The organism is Phenylobacterium sp. (assembly GCF_036402295.1).
GTDB lineage: Bacteria > Pseudomonadota > Alphaproteobacteria > Caulobacterales > Caulobacteraceae > Phenylobacterium.
In genome coordinates this window covers 1-18,380 of the sequence record NZ_DASWTE010000146.1, presented here as the reverse complement: position 1 = coordinate 18,380, position 18,380 = coordinate 1, and the positions used below count along the sequence as shown (strand labels likewise).

Below are 18,380 nucleotides of genomic sequence, written 5' to 3'. Positions count from 1 at the left end.
CGCCAAGCGCTCCGTGAACGACCGCTGCAATCGCAAGGGCGATAACAAACCCAGGCCGACGCTTGGGCTTCGGATCGTCGAACGGGTTGTGCCGAAGGACTTCAGATTGAGGTGATGTCTCAGACATGGGTCACCACCTAATTGTCGTCTTCGCCGACGAGAGCCACGCTGTAGAAATTGTTATCCTGCAGCATGTTCATCACGCCCATGAAGTCACCGTAGAGCACGTCCTTGTCGGCGCGGATGAAGATCCGCTCCTTCTCGGGATTGCGCTTCTCGCCCAGGGCCCGGCGAAGGTCATCGCCCAGCCTCGAAAGATCCGTCCTGAAGTCCTGGATGAACAGGGACCCGTTCGGCTGGATCGAGATGTAGACCGGCTTGGGAGGGTTCGTGCCTGGCGGCGCGACGGCTGGCGGGAGCTGGACCTTGACGGTCACGCTCGCCAGCGGCGCGGCCACCATGAAGATGATCAGCAGGACCAGCATCACGTCCACGAAGGGCGTGACATTGATCTCGGCGTTCTGATCTTCCTGGTAGCGCCCGCCCCCTCCACTCGAGAGTTTGGCGGCCATCTAGCTTAGGCTCCCTTGTCGAGCTGCCGGGAAATCGCGTTCATCAGCTCGGCCACAAAACCTTCCGAACGGGCGCCGTAGGCGGAAATCCGCGTCTGGAAGTAGTTGTAGAAGATAACCGAGGGGATGGCGGCGAACAGGCCCAGACCGGTGGCGAGCAGGGCTTCGGCGATGCCGGGCGCCACGACGGCCAGGTTGGTGGTGTTGGTGTTCGCGATACCAATGAACGAGTTCATGATGCCGTAGACGGTGCCGAAGAGGCCGATGAACGGCGCGTTCGAACCGAGCGAGGCCAGGTACTGCATGCCGCCCGAAAGGCGGCGGGCCAGGGAGGCCTGCACGGCGCTCACCGCATGCTGGGCGCGGTCGATGGTGGTGTCGCGGTGTTCGCCGGCGATCTGCAGGCCAGCCTGACGGCTGAGCTCGATCTCCTGCGCGGCCGCGGCGGCCATGTCGGCCAGCGGATTGCCGTCATACTCTTCCTGCAGAGCGATGCGGCTCATGTCGTTGATCGACTTGGCGCTGCGGAAGTTCTCCACAAAGCCGTCCGACTGTTTGTTGAGGCCGTTGAACTCGAGCATCTTGGTCACGAGGATCGTCCAGCTCAGCACCGAGGCGAGAGCCAGGCCGATCATGATGACCTTCACGACCGGGTCGGCGTCCATGAACATGGTGCCGACGTTGAGCTTGCCCGCGTTCTTCATGGTCGGCGGGTCGGCCGATTCCGGGGCGGCGGGGGCGGCCGCAGGCGCGGCGGGAGCCGCAGCGGCGTCGGCAGCCGGAGCGGCGGCGGCGTCAGCAGCCGGAGCGGCCGGGGCGGCGGCGTCCTGAGCGAACGCCGGCGCGCTCGCCATCAGCGCCACGGCGCCGACGAGAGCGGAAAAAGTGATCTTCAGTTTGTTGTCGAGCATCTGTCGCCAGTTCCTGGTTGGTCTAGCACGATTGGCCGGAGGGTCGTCGCGCGAGAGCGTCTCCACCCTAGTTGAAACAAGCCCGGCGCCCCAGCCTGCTTTCGCAGGTCCAGGACCCCAGAGGCGCTGTCGTGCGCCCGACCCGGAACGCGGCTCCCGTCTTTGGCAGGATAGGCGTTTCGAAGGTGCGGACGGCCTTGAACTCCCACGAGAGGAACCCAAAGTCTTACCGTCTTGTAAGAGAACGGCAGGACCCTTTGGCAACCCCTTGTCGAAGCGTCAAGGGGCATGAGCTTGCCATCCCGCGTCAAAATACTGACGCATCGGCACGTATTGTGCGCTGCACACGCAACAGGCGACTAGAGCCCGCCGATTCAGCGCCGTTCGTCGCAGTTTCATGCTGCAACGCAGCAAACTAGCTGAACTACAGTACGTGATTTCGAAATCTGTCCCGGTGCGACGCGCGTTGCCCAGGAGGGGCGGTCGCGCTCTCGCGGAGAGAGCAAGGGCGGCCTGCGCACACGCGATCGCACGGCGCAGCGCGGCGCCGGCCCGGTCAGCTCAATCGTCTGGAAGGGGATGGTGCCTGGGGGCGGATTCGAACCACCGACACGCGGATTTTCAATCCGCTGCTCTACCAACTGAGCTACCCAGGCCCGCGGGAGCCGCGTCTATAAGGGAGCCGATAGCCGAAGTCCAGCGAGGCGCGCGGACGAATTTCGAGGGACGCTATTCCTCTTCGGAATCCTCGGATGGACCGCCCTCGTCGTCCTGCGCGGGCACGGCGTAGCGGCCGCTCAACCAGCGCTGCAGGTCCACGTCGGCGCACCGGCGCGAGCAGAACGGCCGGTAGTGCGCGTCGGTGGGCTTGCCGCAGATGGGACAGCGCGGTTGGTTCATGCCCGCCCCACGTCGAAACGCTCGCGTGGGCGCGCGGGATCGGGCGTGATCGTGAAACGCGCTCCGATCCGGTCGGCCAGCAGGCGCGCCAGCGGCTTTGCGGCCGCGGCCACATCGGGCGCGCAGACGGCGGCAAGGTGGCCGCCCGGCTGCGCCTCGGCCTCGGCCTGGATGCGCCGGATCAGCCGCTGAGCCAGGGCCCGGTCGGCCAGTGCGCCGTCCGCGCGCCGGAGCCGCTCGAGCAGCGGGCGCGTGCGCCGGGGAATGGAGAGCTCCATGGTCCCGAAACGCCCGACGGGACCGATGGCGACGCCCGGGTTATCCGGGCCGAACGCCAGCCGCGCGGCGGCCATCAGGGCGTTCCCGTCATGGCCGCGGCCGACCAGGTCGACGATCACGAGGCCGCCGAGACCCTTCAGCCGGAGGAGCCGCGCGGACTCGGACAAGGCCGCGAGGTTGGCTTGCCGAGCGGCCCGCTTGGCGTCTGCGCTCTTGCGCTCGCCCAGGTCGACGTCGATCGCGGTGAGCGCCCGCGTCGGCTCGATGGCGAGGGTCCCGCCGCCGGGCAGCGGATGGATCGTCTCGAGGGCCTCGGACTCCGCTTCGTCGGCGACGTCGCGCGCCGGCCGGCCCTCCACGATCCCGGCGTCGCGGGCGAAGTGGCGCAGGTCCTCGGCGATGTCGGGGGCGGGTGAGAGGAGGCGCGGCGGCCCCTGCCCCTCCACCAGCTGGCGGGCTACCGCAAGCTTGCCGTCGCGAGGCTCGGTCCGGATCTCGATCTCGACGGCGGCGCCGCGGACCGGGCGCGCGTCGGGCTTGAAGGGGAGGATGGCCTCGAGGCCGCCGCCAAGGTCCAGGAACGCGGTGGCTATCGCGGCTTCGACGCTGGCCACGCGGGCTATGAGGCGCGCGCCCGCTGCCAGGCGCGGCTCATCGTCATCGCGGCGCAGGAGCAGCCGCTCGGGGCGGCCGTCGAGGGTGACGACGCCGCGGGTCTCGCCGATCCCGCGATCGAGGAAAAGGCGCCGCTCGCTCATGGCCGCCGAAAACCCAGGCCGGTCAGCAGGTTCGCGGTTTCGTACAGGGGCAGGCCCACGACGCCGGAGTACGACCCCTGCAGCGAGATCACCAGCGCTCCGGCGTGCCCCTGGATCGCATAGCCGCCCGCCTTGCCGATCCCCTCCCCGCACGCGAGGTAGGCGTCGACGTCGCCGGCGCTCAGCTGCTTGAAGTGGACGCGGCTCTCGACGAGGCGGGACGCCATCCGGCCGCCGGGCGCAGCGACGGCGATCCCGGTCAGCACCCGATGGGCGCGGCCGGACAGCAGACGCAAGCAGGCGCGAACCTCGGCCGCGTCCTCGGCCTTCGGCAGCACGCGGCGACCGACCGCAACGACCGTGTCAGCGCCGAGGACGTAGGCGTCCGGCGCACGCCCAGCCACATGCGCGGCCTTGGCTTCGGCGAGGCGCAGCGCCAGCTGGCGTGGCGTTTCGTGCGAAAGGGGGGCTTCGTCCAGATCGGCGGCCTCGACGGCGTCGGGCGTGAGGCCGATCTGACGCAGGAGGTCGAGCCTTCGGGGGCTCGCGGACGCCAGGACGAGGCGCGGCTCAGAAGCCAAGTCGCAGCCTCGGTCGATCTAGCGGACGCGGAAGGTGATACGGCCCTTGGTCAGGTCGTAAGGCGTCATTTCCACGAGCACCTTGTCCCCTGCGGACACGCGAATGCGGTTCTTGCGCATCTTGCCCGCGGTGTGGGCGATGATCTCGTGATCGTTCTCGAGCTTCACCCGGAACGTGGCGTTCGGCAGCACTTCGCTGACCGTGCCCGGAAACTCCAGCAATTCTTCTTTCGCCATGCGGCTCTCTTGATTCCTCAACGTCTTCACATACGACGACGGCTCGGGCCGTGTGGCCGCGAGCCGCGTCTGCGGCGCTGATTATAGCGCATCGTCGTCGAAAAGGTCGATGGCCCGCGCTAACGGTGAAATCGCTGCCTGATCCGGGCGGCCAGACCGTCGCGCACCTGGCGATACGATTCGAGTCGGTGCTCGCGAGAGCCCTCGATCAGCGTGGGATCCATCGTGGGCCAGTACTCGATATCCGCCGACCGTCCACGAGCCAGCTCGACGGCCCGGTGCTGCGCCTCCGGCGTCAGGGAGATCACCAGGTCGAAGGAATCGTCCTCGAGCTCGGCGAAGGTCTTGCAGCGGTGGCGGGTGAGATCCACGCCCAGTTCCTTCATGACCTCGGCGGCCAGGGGATCGACCTCCATGTCGTCTTCGTCCGGGTCGAAATGGGCCCGCTTCAGGCCGCAGCTGTCGACGAAGATGCGCGTTCCCACGATGTGCTTCAGGAGCGACTCGGCCATCGGCGAGCGCACCTGATTGAAGTTGCAACAGAAGAGGACCGCGTCCGGCAGTCGATTCCCAGGGTCGCCGGTCATCCCGGTCAGCCCCGCCAGTGCAGCGCGCAGATCAGGGTGAACAGGCGACGGGCCGTGTCCATGTCGGTCTCGATCTTGCCCGACAAGCGCGTCTGCAGGAGCTCGGACGCCTCGTTGTGCAGGCCTCGGCGGCCCATGTCCAAGGCCTCGATCTGCTGCGGCGTCGAGTTGCGGATAGCTTGATAGTAGCTGTCGCAGATCATGAAGTAGTCTTTGATCAGCGTCCGGAACGGCGAGAGCGACAGGATGTGTCGCCGCTCATAGGTGGGCCCCCGCACGTCCAGGACCAGCCGGTTCTCGAGCAGCCCCATCCGCAGGTCGTAGGGTCCAGCCTCGGCGCCCTCGGGGAAGAAGTAGTTCTCCTCCAGCAGATCGAAGATCGCGATCTGCCGCTCCTGTTCCTGGTCGCGCGAAACCGCCGCGAGCGACTCTTCGTCGAGCTCGACGGTCTGCAGCCGGTGGTTCTTCTTCGCGTCGTCGGCCATGGCGTTCCAAGCCGAGCTTTATTGCAATCCGGGGGCCGACGTCATCCCACCGTGGCGCTGCGGCGCCGCGGATACGAAAAAACGCCCGAAGCGCGAGGCTCCGGGCGTCGTATTCGGACCGTCAGCCGTTAGCGGGCGGCGTAGCGATGGCCGTTCGCGGGCCGGACGAAATCGCCGCGGACGTAGCCCACGCCGATCCCGTTCTGGCCGACCAGGATCCAGTCCGTGCCGCGCACGCCGGCCAGGGCCTGGAACCGCTGGCCCGCCTGCAGGCGGCCGACCCGCGCCGAATTGGTCGTCGGCGCCGCGCGGAGGTTCACGCCGCTCTCCGCCACGAACATGTCGCCGATCCGGTTGTAGCTGGCCGGCTGGACGTTGGAGTAGAGCCGGTAGCCGTTGCGCTTGTAGGTCGTCGCGCCCTGCTTGGCGGCGCGGTCCTTCTGGGCTTCGCAGCCGATGGCCGAGCCCGCCGCGGCGCCGACCGCCGCGCCGGCGACGGTTTCGCCGGTCGCATGACGACCGCCGATCTGATTGCCGACCACGCCGCCCACCAGGGCGCCGATGACCGCTCCGGCCTCTTGCTTGCCGCCCGGGGCCGAGCAGCCGACAACGCCCGCGCTGGCGCTGGTCGCCCCGGCCAGAGCAAGGCCCGCGGCCAGTGCTGCGGCCGTCAGGGCGCCGCCGATCGACTTGGTGTTCAGATTGCGCATGAAAATCTCCGTCCTCTGCGTTTCATTCGATGACGCAGATGTAGACGGCGCAGCCTGAACGGCTTCGCAGGCCCGATTGACAGGAACTGTTCAGCTTCGCGGTTCGGACTCCGGCGGCGTCGGACGCGCATCGGCGGTCGCCGGTTGACGGTCCTCGAGGGGCTGCGCCGCCACAGGCGTGGTCTTCACGGGGGTGAGGATGCGCGCTTCGTCGAAGGCGTTCTTCAGGCGGCGGTTGAACTCGCGCCCCACTTCCCACTGGGTCCGCGGGACGGTGACGAAGCGGGCTTTCAGGTGCACCGCGTTGTCGGCCAGGCGATCGACGCCCATCACTTCGAACGGTTGGGTGATCATCGGCCCGAAGTGCGGGTCCTTGCGCAAGCCGTCGCCCACCTTCTGAATCACAGCGAGCGCGCGATCGAGGTCGGTGTCGTAGCTCACCGGAATCTCCGCCAGGTAGGAAGAGAAGATCTTGGTCCGGTTATGGATCACCTGGGCTTCGCTGTAGGGGAAGATGTGCAGCGTGGCGTTGGCGTCACGCAGGCGGATCGTCCGCAGCGTCATGGCCTCGACGACGCCGCTGGAGTCGGCGATCTGCACGTTGTCGCCGACCGAGACCACGTCCTCGGCGATGAGGAACAGTCCGGTCAGGAAGTCCTTCACCAGCGTCTGGGCCCCGAAGCCGACGGCGATGCCGAGCACGCCGGCGCTGGCCAGGATCGGCCCGACCTTCAGCCCCATCTCCGTCAGCACCGTCAGGAAGCCGACGACGACCAGCACCGCCTGTGCGGAACCCGTCAGGATCGGACCCAGCGTGCGCAGTTGGGCGGCGCGCCGCGGATCGCCGCTGCGCCGGGCGAAGCCTCCGACGAGGCGGTTGATGATGAAGCCGGTGAGTTCGACGAGCGCTGTCGCCAGCACTACGACGAGCGCGAGCCGCACCAGTTTCGCGCCAGCGTCGCCGGAGAACCACGCGCGGACGTCGACGCCCCAGACGCCCGCGACCACCCCGAGGACCGTGACTGCCACGACGACGCGAACGAGGAGCCAGGTGAACCGCGCCGCCTTGTGGGTGCGGGCCTCTTCCTTGTCTTCGGCGCCCGGCGCGCCGACGGAGACGCGGGCCAGCCAGTAGTCGAGCAAGCGCCGAACGCCCCAGACCACGGCCCAGGCGACCACGACGATCACGGCCGAAGCCGCCAGATTTATGCCTGCCTCGCGCGGGTCCATCCGCACGATGTGGTCGATGGCCTCGGTCGTGCTGGCGATCAGCCGCTCGGTCAGGGTGGACTTGGCGGCCTCCGCCGCAGGCGCGGCGGCAGGCGTCGGGGTCTGGGGAGTCGCGAACACGAGACCGGCTTATCCTCGGAGCGCCCCGCCGCGCAACGCCCTGCCGCTGTGGCCGGTTCCGGGATCAGCGCCCCTGGCCGAGCCGGATGGCGGCCGAACGGGCGTGCGCCGGCAGGCCTTCAGCCTCCGCCAGAGCAATCGTCGCCGGTGCCAGCGCCGCGAACGACTGGGCGTCGCACTTCACGATCGAGGTGCGCTTCAGGAAGTCGTAGAGGGAAAGACCCGAGGAGAACCGCGCAGCGCGGCTGGTGGGCAGTACGTGGTTGGAACCGGCTACGTAGTCGCCCACCGCCTCAGGCGCGTAGCGACCCAGGAAGATGGCGCCGGCGTGCCGGACGCGGTCGGCCAGGCGTTCGGGCTGGTCCAGGGCGAACTCGACGTGCTCGGGAGCGATCTCGTCGACGAGCGCCGGCGCGGCGTCCAGCGGCGCGATGACGATGGCGCCGTGAGTCTCCCATGACGCGCGCGCATCCTCGCCGGTGGCCAGCGCGCTCAGCTGCGCCTCCACGGCCGCCTCCACCTTCTCGGCGAAGGCCGCGTCATCGGTGATCAGGATGGACTGGGCGGCCGGGTCGTGCTCAGCCTGCGACAGCAGGTCGGCGGCGATCCACTCGGGATCGTTGGCGCCGTCGGCGACCACCACGATCTCGGAAGGGCCGGCCAGGGCGTCGATGCCGACGGTCCCGTAGACGCGCCGCTTGGCCGCCGTGACGAAGGCGTTGCCCGGCCCCACGATCTTGTCGACGGGCCTGATGGGCCCGGCGCCATAGGCCAACGCAGCCACGGCCTGGGCGCCGCCGACGCGCCAGATCTCGCTGACACCCGCGGCCTGCGCTGCGGCCAGCACGGCCGGTTGCAAGCGACCTGGCGGTGTGACCATGGCGATGCGCTCGACCCCGGCGACCGCCGCCGGAACGGCGTTCATCAGTACGGTCGAGGGATAGGCGGCCCGTCCGCCCGGCACGTAGACGCCGACGGCCTCCAGTGGAGTCCACCGCCAGCCCAGCTCAACACCCGCCTCATCTGTGAAGCGCAGGTCGGCCGGCCGCTGCCGCTCGTGATAGGCGCGGATTCGGGCCGCGGCGAAGGCGATGGCGTCACGCACTTCCGACGAGCAGCGGGCCGCGCCCTCGGCGATCTCGTCGGCGCTTACCCGCAGGGTCTCTTCCGTCAGTTCGACCCGGTCGAACTCGCGCGCGTATCGTAGGAGCGCCGCCACGCCCTCGCCTCGCACGGCAGCCAGCACGTCGCGCACGATCGCGTCGACCTCCTCGGGCGTCTCGCGACGCTCCGAAACGAAGGCGGTGAAGGCGGCGGAGAATCCCGGATCGTCGTGGCGGAAGCGGCGCATGGCGCGCTCTCTTAGCGGCGCAGGCCCGCCAAGGCTATCCGCTCAGGCCTCGTGGCTCGGTTCGCGCGGCGTGGGCCACGGCTGGGAAAGGTCGGCCAGGACCGCGTCCAGGCACTCTACGTCGGCCCGGAGATCACCGCCGCCTGCGAAACTGAGCGTCAGCGTGCCGCCGGGCGGCTCGCCGGGCTCGAAGCCGATCGCCAGGAGTTCGACGACCGCGTCGCGGCGGTCCCGCCGGATCCTGCGGGCCTGCACAGCCAACACGCCGCCGACCTGCAGCGCCGCGCGGACACGCTGGCGCGAGCCCGCCTCCCATCGGAAACGGTTGAACGCGATGGTCAGCCGCCGGGCCTTGGCCTCGTAAGAAATGTCGCCGACCTTCGCCACCGCGTCCTGCAAGGCGGCCGAGATCACCGCGAGGTCGTCCTGATCCTCGGCGAGCAGTTGTAGGGGCGCAGGCTCCGCCATGCCCTACTCCACTTCCTCCCCGCCATCCCCCTTCAGGCGGCGGACCTTGGCGCCGCAGGCGCCAAGCTTCTCTTCCAGCCGCTCGAAACCGCGGTCGAGGTGGTAGACCCGATTGACAATCGTCTCGCCCTTCGCGGCCAAGCCGGCGATGACGAGGCTCACGGACGCTCGCAGATCGGTCGCCATCACCTGAGCGCCTTCGAGGCTGTCCACGCCGCGCACCCGCGCCTCCGTGCCATGGACCGTGATGTCGGCTCCCATGCGCCGCAGCTCAGGCGCATGCATCAAGCGGTTCTCGAAGATGGTCTCGCGGATAACGCTCTCGCCCTCGGCCAGGGTCATGAGCGCCATGAACGGCGCCTGCAGGTCGGTGGGAAAGCCAGGATAGGCGCTGGTCTCGAATTCTACCGCCTTCAGGAGCGTTCCGTTGCGCCGTACCGTCAGCCCGTCGTTGTTCGGTGTGACTTCGACGCCAGCCTCGACCATCTTGTCGAGCATCGCCTGAATGAAGTCGCTGCGCGTCTTCGTCAGCCGCACCTCCCCGCCAGCCATGGCGACCGCGAGCGCATAGGTCCCGGTTTCGATACGGTCCGGCATCACCGCGTGTTTCGCCCCATGCAACCGGCTGACGCCTTGGATGGTGATCGTCGACGTTCCCGCACCGCTGACCTTGGCGCCCATCTTATTGAGGCAATCGGCGAGGTCGTTCATCTCCGGCTCGCAGGCCGCTTGAGTGATCACCGTCTCGCCCTCAGCCAGCACGGCTGCCAGCATGGCGTGCTCGGTTGCGCCCACCGAGACCATCGGGAAGTCGATCGCGGCGCCCCTCAGGCCGCGCGGCGCCTGCGCGTATACATAGCCCTCGTGCAGGTCGATCTTGGCGCCCAGCGCCTCGAGCGCCTTCAGGTGCAGGTCGACGGGTCGCGCGCCGATGGTGCAGCCGCCAGGCAGCGACACCTTGGCCTGCCCGCTCCGCGCCAGCAGCGGTCCCAGCACGTTGAACGACGCCCGCATCTGGCGGACGAGGTCGTAGGGCGCAAAGCCGCTGACGATTTCCCGCGTGGTGAGCAGGGTTTCCGGCCCGTCGGGGCCGTCCGACTCGACGACTTCCGTGCCCAGGCGTTGCAGCAGCCGGCCCAGGAAGCGCGTGTCGGCCAGACGGGGCATGTTCGTCAGGCGCAGGGGCTCTTCGGTGAGCAGGCTGGCCGCCATCAGCTTGATGGCCGAGTTCTTGGCGCCGCTGATGGGGATCTCCCCCTCCAGCCGCGCGCCGCCGGTGATGGCGATGCGATCCAATCGGTATCCTTACGAAGCACGCGCGGGCCGCGTTCCCTCGCGGCGCCTCAGGCGACGTATCTAGCCTGCGCGCCCGCTACGCGCCAAGCGGTCAATCCGTGGAGCCTCCTTGTGGCTTCGGCGCAGACGTCGCAGCGCCCGCGGCCTTCCGGCGGCGCAGGTTCGCCCGGAGCGCCTGCGCGAGCTTCGCTTCGCGCGAGTCGGCCGCCGGTTTCTCAGGCTTGTCCTTGTCGCCCATGCGCCCGAGGTGCGGCGAGGCGTCCCGCCCGTCAAGCGCCTCAGGCTCGATTTGGGGCTTCACGCCGCGCCCGGCTCCCGCTATAGCGCCCGCCTTCGCCGCCGTAGCTCAGTGGTAGAGCGCATCCTTGGTAAGGCTGAGGTCGGCAGTTCAATCCTGCCCGGCGGCACCAGGTTTCCCCAACGCTTTCAAGGCGTTGGGGAAACGCCCTCCCCCTCCAAAATCGGCCGGATCGCTCCGGGGCATCCACAGGGGCATCAGCCTGCGCGCAAAAGCGTCCGCATCGCCGGCGCGCGCGCCGGAAGGGCGCACCCCGGTTGGCAGACGCGAGACGCGGCGGGCCGCGCACGGTCGCGCCAGCACGGATCGCCGAGGCGGCGTCGGGGACACGCTTCCCCGTCGCCCGGTGCGACGGTGTTCAGGTTCGGCGACCGATCGTCCGCCTAAGCTGCGCTGGGACAGGCTTGGCCTGGGCGGTCCCGGCGGCGCTCGACCGAGCTCGCGGCCGTCCACGCCGCGCGGCCGTTCGAACCGCTGACCCATATAGCTAAGCGAACAGTCGCGCGCCTCGGACGCCATCGAAGATGAACTGTACCGCCAGCGTCGCCAGAATGACGCCGGCGAGCCGGGCGATGACGCTCGCGCCCGTCGTCTTCAGGATGCCATGGAGGACATCCGTGAAAACCATCCCGAGGTAGGCGAGCGCCAGGCACACGGCGATCGAGCCCAGGACGACGGCCGCGCGCAGCGGGTCGCCCTGAGCCTGGCCCATCAGGAGCACCACGGCGGTGAGGCCGGCGGGACCGGCGATGACCGGGAACGCCAGGGGAAAGACCGCGATGTCGCCGGGTTCCAGCGCCTCGCGCCGCTCGCCCGCCGTCAGCGTGGAAAGTCCGGCGGGATGCCCGAAGATCAGCTGGATCGCCTGCAGCAGCAGCAGAATGCCGCCGGCTACCCGGAACGCGTCCAAGGTGACGTGCAGCGCCGCGAGGATCTGGACCCCGAACAGCGCGAAGCCCAACAGGACGACCGCCGCGATCAGCACGGCCTGCCAGGCCAGGCGGAATCGCTCGGGGCGATGCACTCCGCCGGTCAGGCCGCCGAACACGATGGCCGTATCGATCGGGCCGATGGCGACGAACAGGGTCGCCAGCGCCGTCACCATGAACTCGCTCACCGCACGTCGCTCCGCGCTTCGTCACGGTGCCGGACGCCCGTCGTCCTTCGCGCCGATCAGGCGTACCGGAACGGCCAGTCGCCCGCGTTCGCGGTGCACGAAGACGAGGACGCTCGTCCGTCCAGAACTGCTGGCCGCGGCGACGGCGTCCGCCAGATCGGACGGTCGGGCGATCCGCCGCTCGTTCACACGCACGATGACGTCCCCCGACCGAAGCCCCTTGCGCGCCGCGTCCGAGGCGGGATCCACGCTCTGGACGACGACGCCCGTGATGTCCGGTGGCAGCTCGCGGCGACGCCGCGTCAGCTCGTCGAGGGGCGCCACGGCCAAGCCGAGCCGCGCGCCAGGACCGTCGCCGGGCTGGCCCTCCTGCTGCGGCAAGCCCGCCAACTCCCGCTCGGAGGGGCGTAACTCGACCCTCACCTCGAGCGAGCGCGGCGCGCCGTCCCGCAGGACCTCGAACCTGAGGCGGTCACCAGGACGCGCGGCGGCCACCGCGCGGGTGAGGCGGGACGCATTCTCTGTGGTGCGACCGTCCACGCGCAGCACCACGTCGCCGGACTGCAGGCCCGCGCGGTCTCCCGGCCCGCCCGGCGTGACCTCCGCCACCAGCACGCCCTTGCGGGCGCCGAGCCCCAGGGTCTCGGCCATCTCTGACGTCAGCGTCTGCACATTGGCCCCGACATAGCCGCGCTCGATCCGGCCGTGGGCGATGAGGTCGCGCGTCACCCGATCCGCCACCTCCGCGGGCACGGCGAAGCCTATGCCCACGTTGCCGCCGGACGGCGAGAAGATCGCGGTGTTGACCCCGATCACCCGGCCATGGGCGTCGAAGGTGGGGCCGCCGGAATTCCCGCGATTTATCGGAGCGTCGATCTGGATGTAGTCCACGAAGGTCGAGCCGATGTTGCGGCCATACGCCGAGACGATGCCGGCCGTGGCGGTGCCGCCAAGCCCGAAGGGGTTGCCGACCGCGATCACCCAGTCGCCGACGCGCGGCGTGGCGGCGTTGGAGAAGCTGACATAGGGAAAGTCACGTCCTTCCACCTTCAGCACCGCCAGGTCGGTGGGCTCGTCGCGGCCCACGACGCGGGCCTTCAGCTCGCGCTGGTCCTTGAGCGTGACGGTGATCTCGGTGGCGTCGGCGACCACGTGGTTGTTGGTGACGATGTAGCCGTCCGCGGAGATGAAGAAGCCGGCTCCCGCGGCGCGGCCTTCGGCGGTCGGGGGTCGTGCGCCCCGGTCGGGGAAGAGCTCGAACGGGAAGCCCGGAATCGTGGGGAAGCGGACGGCGACCTGGCGCTTCGTCTCGACCGACACGACGGCCGGGGCGACCCGCTCGACGATCTCCGCGAAGGAGGTCACCCCGGCGCGGGCGGCCGGCGGCGGATTGATGGGGGCCTGGCTCGCAGAGGGTCCAGGCGCGCTCAGCGCCACGGCGCTCGCGGCCGCCCCGAGGAGCAGCGTTTTGGGTTTCGTGTTCATGTCGGGAGTGTTCAGGCGAGAGTTGCGTAGACGACCGCGCCAATGACGCCGATCAGGCCTGCCATGGCCACATAGGCCAGGATTTCCTCTTCGCGGGGCAAGCCCCCGGGGGAGCGCTGGGCCATGATTTCTTCTCCTTCCTCTGCATGGCTTCGGCTGGGTTAGGACGTTGAAATCATTTAGGTCGAAGCATCCGCAAGGGAAGACCCCATCCCCCTCTTGACGCGCGCGCGACACCTCCTAACTCATCAGCGTCGCCGGCGACGGCGACGATCGGGCCCGAGGACGGTCCGGTCTTCCAGATGCGACGCTCGCGCCAAGACGGCGATGACAGTCTACGCCCTCCGGCGCGCGGGCCTCGCGAGCCCGGCCCGCGGGCGGATGCTCCCATCGCCCGCGGACGCCCGCGCTCGCAGTCTGAGGCCGCATGCCGCTTGGCGTGCTGCGAGGCGATCCATCTGCGGACCGGGCCGTCGCACCCGGGTCCTCCACGCTTGTAGAGGAGGAATGCGATGACTCTTGGCGAACTTGTTCCCTGGGGCCGCAAGGACCGCAACCTTGCTCTCCGGGATCGTGAATCCGACTGGGCAGGCGGCGGGGAACTCAGTCCGTTCTTGCGCCTGCACCAGGAAATGAACCGCCTGTTCGACGACGCCTTCCGCGGGTTCGCGGCGCCGGCCGCATGGAGCGGCCAGTGGCCGTCGCTGGAGGTCGAGGAGACGGACACCGGCTATCGGATCACCGCCGAACTGCCGGGCCTGGACGAGAAGGACGTCGAGGTCTCTTTCAGCGACGGCGTGCTCACCCTGCGCGGCGAGAAGCGGTCCGAGACCAAGGACAAGGGCCGCCACGTCAGCGAGCGGTACTACGGGCGGTTCGAGCGCCAGATCGCCCTGGGGGATGTGGATGACACCAAGGCCACGGCGACCTTCAACAAGGGCGTGCTCACCATCGAGCTGCCCCGCTCGGCCCAGGCCCAGGACCGCGTGCGGCGGATTCCGATCAACGGGAAGACCAAGCACTGACCCATGGCGCGCGGGCCCAACGCCCGCGCGCCGCTCGTCCCTGCCCGCGCAGCCCGAACCCGGGCGACGCGGCATCGGGAAGACCCTTTTGGGGGAGTCTTCAATGCGCAAACTCGCAGGGTGACGGCGTGAAAACAGCCGAATCGGGAAGCGTATGACCCGCATCGAACTGACGAACATCGACTACGGCCGGTCGGATGACGGCGCCCCTTCCGCCCTCGTGACATTCCACGTGACGGGGACCGCTGTCGGCGTACCCTCCGTGCCAGGCTTTGATGTAAAGGTCAGGGTTGCCGGAGGGGCCGACCCGACAAGCGTCGTGAACGAGGCCAAGGTTGAGTTTCATCAACTGGCGCTTCGGCTCGTCGACGAAACGAAGGGTTGGGCGACGTGACGTCTGCAGGCCTTTTTGCCCAGGTTGACGGGCAACCTCCCTGGCGAGCAGGCATTGGCGCGGGCAGCCTGAGCGCAGACCTCAGATGTCGCACCGATCCGTGCGGCTCGCTGCGGAGAAACTCACTGGCGGAGCCGGGGCTCCAGGTTCCAGAGCAAGAATCTTGCACCTCACTTGGCACCGCAAGCAACGATCTGCGAGTTTCGAGTAATTCGCAAACCCACTATCAATTCATGATGCACAAATCGGGAGAAATTTTTCGATGACGCCCCGTTCAGCTTCAAGCAAATGAACGACGTTCACCTTGAAATCACACTTCTCCGTTCTGTAGGTCCGTGATCTTGTGCGCGCCGGTTCAGTCTGGCGCGGGAGTTTCGCGGGATGGCTGCGGGATGGACTATCGGCCCCGAGTCGTTGGGGCGCGCGACGAGACCCCTGCCCCCGCCGGCCACCAGCCGACAGACCGATGTTCTGCGCAACGCGCGCGTCCTCGTGGTCGAGGACGAATTCATGGTCGCCGCCTTGCTCGAAGACCGGCTTTCGGGTCTCGGATGCGACGTCGTTGGGCCCGCTCACGACATCGAGTCGGCCCTGGCGCTGCTGGCGTGCGAGCCCGTCGATGCGGCGGTCCTCGACGTGAACATTTGCGGCCGGATGGTCTTTCCCGTCGCCGACGCGCTGGCCGAACAGAAGATCCCGTTCATTTTCGCGACCGCCTATGGACGCGGCGGCCTGGCTACGCCCCACGCCGAGCGCGCAGTGCTCAATAAGCCGTATCACGAGCGCGCGCTGGAACATGCGCTCCGCGCCGCCTTGCTCGGGCGAGATCGAAACTGAGCCGTCACCTCTGGGCGACCGCAGTCAGGTATGGCGCAAGGGGTTGCCGAGCGCTCGACCCATCGGCGGAACCGGCCTGGGCCTTGCGATCTCGCGCCGGCTGGCCCTTCTGATGGGGGGCGACATCACGGTGGAAAGCCGTGAAGCGGCTCGGTCTTCCCGCTGGAATTGCCCTTGCCGCGCAGCGCGCAATCGGCCCAGGCGCAACTCCGGTCGGTTTCCCCGGCCGCGACGACGCCCGATCGGGCCCTGCGGGTGCTCGCCGCTGAGGACAACGCCACGAACCAGCTTGTCCTGCGCGCCCTGCTGGAGCCGCTCGGCGTGCAGCTCACCCTCGTGGCGGACGGCGTCCAGGCGGTCGAAGCCTCTTCCACCGGAGCGTTCGACCTCGTGCTGATGGACATCCAGATGCCGGTGATGGACGGCCTGGAAGCGACGGCCGCGATCCGCGATCAGGAACGTGCGGCCGGGCGGCCGTCCGTGCCGATCATCGCCCTGACGGCCAACGCGATGCGCCATCACCTCGAGGCCTACGGGGCCGCGGGGCCAACCGCTCACGTCGCCAAACCCATCGACGCGACCCTGCTCTACGCGGCGATCGAATTCGCGCTATCCGCCGGCGATCCCGCCGCCGACCGGACCGATGCGGCAATGGCCTAGCGGCCGCGGCCTTGAGGGTTCCCGCAGCTGGAGGCCTCTTGGCCTCGAGACCCGGCCTCGCCACACTCGCTGCGGGAGGCGATGACCGTGACGATTCTACAGGACCTGGCGAGACAGTGCGGGCTGAAGCCCGCATCCGAGCTCCCTCCGCTCGTCGAACCGCGAACCTCGCCGCTGCCGTTCTCGGCGCCGACCTCCGCCCCCGACTTCGTCGTCATCGACGTCGAGACCGCCTGCCACCGCGCCTCCAGCATCTGCCAGATCGGCATTGTCGGCTTCGCCGGCGGCCGCGAAGTGTTCGCCTACGAGACCATGGTGGACCCGCAGGACGCCTTCAGCCCCTTCAACGTCCGCCTGCACGGAATCGGCCCGCAACATGTGGCGGGCCAACCCAGCTTCCCCCGCCTCTACGGGACGCTCCTCGAACACCTCGGGGGCCGCATCACGGTCGCCCACTCGAACTTCGATCACGGCGCGCTCTCCGCCGCGTGCCGGATCGCCGGCCTGCCGATGATCCGCAGCCGCTGGCTCGACAGCGTGAAGGTCGCCCGCCACGCGTGGCCCGACCTGCCGACCCACCGGCTCAATGCGCTGGCCGGCCACCTGGGGCTCGAACACAAGCACCACGACGCCCTCAGCGACGCTCGTGTCGCCGGCTGGGTGGTCGTCCGCGCCATGGAGAAGACCGGCCTCGACATCGCCGGCTACCTGGCCGCGCCCTGGCGCGCCGCGACCCCGCGCCCTCGCCGTCCCACGCCGGCCGCGAAGGGCCCGCTCGCCGGCGAACGGGTCGCGATCATCGCATCACCGCACAACACCGAGCTGCCGGCCAAGATCGCCGCCGCCGGCGGGCGGGTCATGGCGAACGTCGGCCGAACCACCACGATGCTCGTCGTCGCCGGAGGGCGGCCCTTCTCGTCCGGTGTACGGACCACGGCCAGCTTCCTGAAGGCCGAGGCCATCGCCGCCGAGGGCGGAACGATCAGCATCCTCACGGCGGAGGAACTGCGGGACCGGATCGCGGCCGCCACGCCGGCCTAGCGGCCAAAAACCAGACGTCGCCCCGCCGCAACGACAGACGTGGGGCTGCGCCGCGTAGGGCCCCACCCGGCCGCGTCCCGGTGCCTCGACCCTGTTCTTCTTCGCCTTGGCCGTGGCGTGCATGTGGCTCTATTCGATCGACCGCCGCAAGCATGAGGAGAACCTGCGGACGCTGGCCGAGCGCGGGCCGGCGGCGAGAGCAGCCGAGCCGCCGCCCTGGCGAACCCCACCTCGAGCCCGACGAACGGCGCCGCCCCGCCGCGGCCGGGCCTCGCCCTAGGGGCCAGCGCCGCGACGACCGTGCGTCCAACGCAGGCTGAAGCTCTTCCTGTCTGTGCGCGATGATCGACGACGGTGTCGAGCAGCCGTTCCAGCGTCTGCTGAAGGCGAGGGCCGAGCCCCTTCGGCGCTGCGACGACCTCCCCGGCCCGACGGGCGGCGACGAAGGTCTCGACCACCAGGCGCTGGCGGCCAGGTCGGCGTCCGAGTTGAGGAGGGTGGCGGCCATCACCACCCCGTGCTCCGTGAAGGCCCAGCGCCTGTATCGCGTCCCGCCCCGCCCGGTGCTTGAGGTCACAATCTGTGACCTCAAGCCCAGGGACCGCCTCGCTTACCGCGCCGCCTCCGCTTCCACCTGTTCCAGCCGGTCCTTGCCGAAGAACATCTCCCCATCGACGAAGTAGGTCGGGATGCCGAACACGCCGCGCGCCACGGCCGCCTCGGTGTTCGCCGCCAGTTCGGCCTTCACCTCCGGGTCCTGCGTCGCCGCCAGCAGCGCCGCCCCGTCCAGCCCGGCGGCGTCCAACACGCCGCGCACCACCTCCGGGTCGTCCATCTTCTGGCCGTCCTCCCACATCGCCTTCAGCACGGTCTCCAGGTAGGTCTCGCCCACCCCCATCCGCCGCGCCGCGATGAGGCCGCGCATGATCAGCAGCGTGTTGACCGGGAAGTGCGGGTTCTGCCGGTAGGCGCTCAGCCCGTGCTTCTGCACGAACCGCTTCGTCTCCAGCCCTTCGTAGGCCAGCTTGCCCTTCACCT

The 18,380-nt window shown here is 69.1% G+C and carries 21 protein-coding genes and 2 tRNA genes; 6 read left to right on the top strand and 17 right to left on the bottom strand.

The features are described 5' to 3' along the window. Positions 1-137: 137 nt before the first annotated feature. The 14 genes from VGD44_RS09250 to murA form a co-directional block, all read right to left on the bottom strand. Positions 138-572: a biopolymer transporter ExbD gene (locus VGD44_RS09250; protein WP_331086170.1), complete on the bottom strand. Its 435-nt coding sequence runs from the start codon at positions 570-572 to the stop codon at positions 138-140. 5 nt (positions 573-577) lie between these two features. After that, positions 578-1,483, bottom strand: a complete 906-nt coding sequence (gene exbB / locus VGD44_RS09245) for a tonB-system energizer ExbB (protein ID WP_331086189.1) — start codon at positions 1,481-1,483, stop codon at positions 578-580. Between the two features lie 580 nt (positions 1,484-2,063). Continuing rightward, positions 2,064-2,139 (bottom strand) — tRNA-Phe (locus VGD44_RS09240). A 73-nt stretch (positions 2,140-2,212) separates the two neighbouring features. Further along, the gene (locus VGD44_RS09235; RefSeq protein ID WP_331086168.1) at positions 2,213-2,383 is read right to left on the bottom strand and encodes a DNA gyrase inhibitor YacG; all 171 of its coding nucleotides are present in this window, start codon (positions 2,381-2,383) and stop codon (positions 2,213-2,215) included. Next, complete coding sequence (locus VGD44_RS09230) at positions 2,380-3,420, bottom strand: ribonuclease E/G (RefSeq protein WP_331086165.1); 1,041 nt, start codon at positions 3,418-3,420, stop codon at positions 2,380-2,382. The genes VGD44_RS09235 and VGD44_RS09230 overlap by 4 nt, the downstream gene beginning before the upstream one ends. Next, positions 3,417-4,001 carry a nucleoside triphosphate pyrophosphatase gene (locus VGD44_RS09225; protein WP_331086163.1) on the bottom strand — a complete coding sequence of 195 codons (585 nt, stop codon included), beginning with the start codon at positions 3,999-4,001 and terminating at the stop codon, positions 3,417-3,419. Before VGD44_RS09225 ends, VGD44_RS09230 begins: the two co-directional genes overlap by 4 nt. Before the next feature lie 18 nt (positions 4,002-4,019). Beyond that, entirely contained in the window at positions 4,020-4,238 is a 219-nt protein-coding gene (infA, locus tag VGD44_RS09220) for a translation initiation factor IF-1 (RefSeq protein WP_111458197.1), read from the bottom strand. Positions 4,239-4,357: 119 nt separating this feature from the next. After that, positions 4,358-4,825, bottom strand: a complete 468-nt coding sequence (locus VGD44_RS09215) for a low molecular weight phosphatase family protein (protein WP_331086155.1) — start codon at positions 4,823-4,825, stop codon at positions 4,358-4,360. A gap of 5 nt (positions 4,826-4,830) precedes the next feature. Continuing rightward, positions 4,831-5,310: a UPF0262 family protein gene (locus VGD44_RS09210; RefSeq protein ID WP_331086153.1), complete on the bottom strand. Its 480-nt coding sequence runs from the start codon at positions 5,308-5,310 to the stop codon at positions 4,831-4,833. A gap of 128 nt (positions 5,311-5,438) precedes the next feature. After that, positions 5,439-6,020, bottom strand: coding sequence for an SH3 domain-containing protein (locus tag VGD44_RS09205; protein ID WP_331086151.1), 582 nt, complete (start codon positions 6,018-6,020; stop codon positions 5,439-5,441). Between the two features lie 90 nt (positions 6,021-6,110). Continuing rightward, the gene (locus VGD44_RS09200) at positions 6,111-7,370 is read right to left on the bottom strand and encodes a mechanosensitive ion channel family protein (protein WP_331086149.1); all 1,260 of its coding nucleotides are present in this window, start codon (positions 7,368-7,370) and stop codon (positions 6,111-6,113) included. Positions 7,371-7,434: 64 nt separating this feature from the next. Further along, on the bottom strand, positions 7,435-8,721 hold the full coding sequence (hisD, locus tag VGD44_RS09195) for a histidinol dehydrogenase (protein ID WP_331086147.1): 1,287 nt from the start codon (positions 8,719-8,721) through the stop codon (positions 7,435-7,437). A 42-nt stretch (positions 8,722-8,763) separates the two neighbouring features. Next, on the bottom strand, positions 8,764-9,189 hold the full coding sequence (locus VGD44_RS09190; RefSeq protein WP_331086145.1) for a DUF2948 family protein: 426 nt from the start codon (positions 9,187-9,189) through the stop codon (positions 8,764-8,766). Between the two features lie 3 nt (positions 9,190-9,192). Next, a complete protein-coding gene (gene murA / locus VGD44_RS09185) occupies positions 9,193-10,485 on the bottom strand; it encodes a UDP-N-acetylglucosamine 1-carboxyvinyltransferase (RefSeq protein ID WP_331086143.1) in 1,293 nt (430 codons plus the stop codon). A gap of 335 nt (positions 10,486-10,820) precedes the next feature. Between murA and VGD44_RS09180 the strand changes: the two genes are divergently transcribed. Then, positions 10,821-10,895, top strand: a tRNA-Thr gene (locus VGD44_RS09180). 375 nt (positions 10,896-11,270) lie between these two features. Here VGD44_RS09180 and VGD44_RS09175 read toward each other — a convergent pair. Both VGD44_RS09175 and VGD44_RS09170 read right to left on the bottom strand, forming a co-directional pair. Further along, positions 11,271-11,900, bottom strand: coding sequence for a MarC family protein (locus tag VGD44_RS09175; protein ID WP_331086141.1), 630 nt, complete (start codon positions 11,898-11,900; stop codon positions 11,271-11,273). Between the two features lie 21 nt (positions 11,901-11,921). Further along, a complete protein-coding gene (locus VGD44_RS09170) occupies positions 11,922-13,385 on the bottom strand; it encodes a Do family serine endopeptidase (RefSeq protein ID WP_331086139.1) in 1,464 nt (487 codons plus the stop codon). Positions 13,386-14,017: 632 nt separating this feature from the next. Between VGD44_RS09170 and VGD44_RS09165 the strand changes: the two genes are divergently transcribed. The 5 genes from VGD44_RS09165 to VGD44_RS09145 all read left to right on the top strand — a co-directional run bounded on the left by VGD44_RS09165 (position 14,018) and on the right by VGD44_RS09145 (position 17,342). After that, the gene (locus VGD44_RS09165; protein WP_331086136.1) at positions 14,018-14,410 is read left to right on the top strand and encodes an Hsp20/alpha crystallin family protein; all 393 of its coding nucleotides are present in this window, start codon (positions 14,018-14,020) and stop codon (positions 14,408-14,410) included. A gap of 154 nt (positions 14,411-14,564) precedes the next feature. Beyond that, positions 14,565-14,804: a hypothetical protein gene (locus VGD44_RS09160; protein WP_331086134.1), complete on the top strand. Its 240-nt coding sequence runs from the start codon at positions 14,565-14,567 to the stop codon at positions 14,802-14,804. A 381-nt stretch (positions 14,805-15,185) separates the two neighbouring features. After that, positions 15,186-15,641, top strand: coding sequence for a response regulator (locus tag VGD44_RS09155; protein WP_331086132.1), 456 nt, complete (start codon positions 15,186-15,188; stop codon positions 15,639-15,641). A 174-nt stretch (positions 15,642-15,815) separates the two neighbouring features. After that, positions 15,816-16,301, top strand: a complete 486-nt coding sequence (locus tag VGD44_RS09150; RefSeq protein WP_331086130.1) for a response regulator — start codon at positions 15,816-15,818, stop codon at positions 16,299-16,301. 81 nt (positions 16,302-16,382) lie between these two features. Beyond that, a complete protein-coding gene (locus tag VGD44_RS09145; RefSeq protein ID WP_331086128.1) occupies positions 16,383-17,342 on the top strand; it encodes an exonuclease domain-containing protein in 960 nt (319 codons plus the stop codon). Between the two features lie 610 nt (positions 17,343-17,952). On the opposite strand, the gene VGD44_RS09140 is transcribed toward VGD44_RS09145, so the two are convergent. Continuing rightward, a partial coding sequence (locus VGD44_RS09140; protein WP_331086126.1) for a 2-hydroxychromene-2-carboxylate isomerase occupies positions 17,953-18,380 on the bottom strand: 428 nt, incomplete at its 5' end.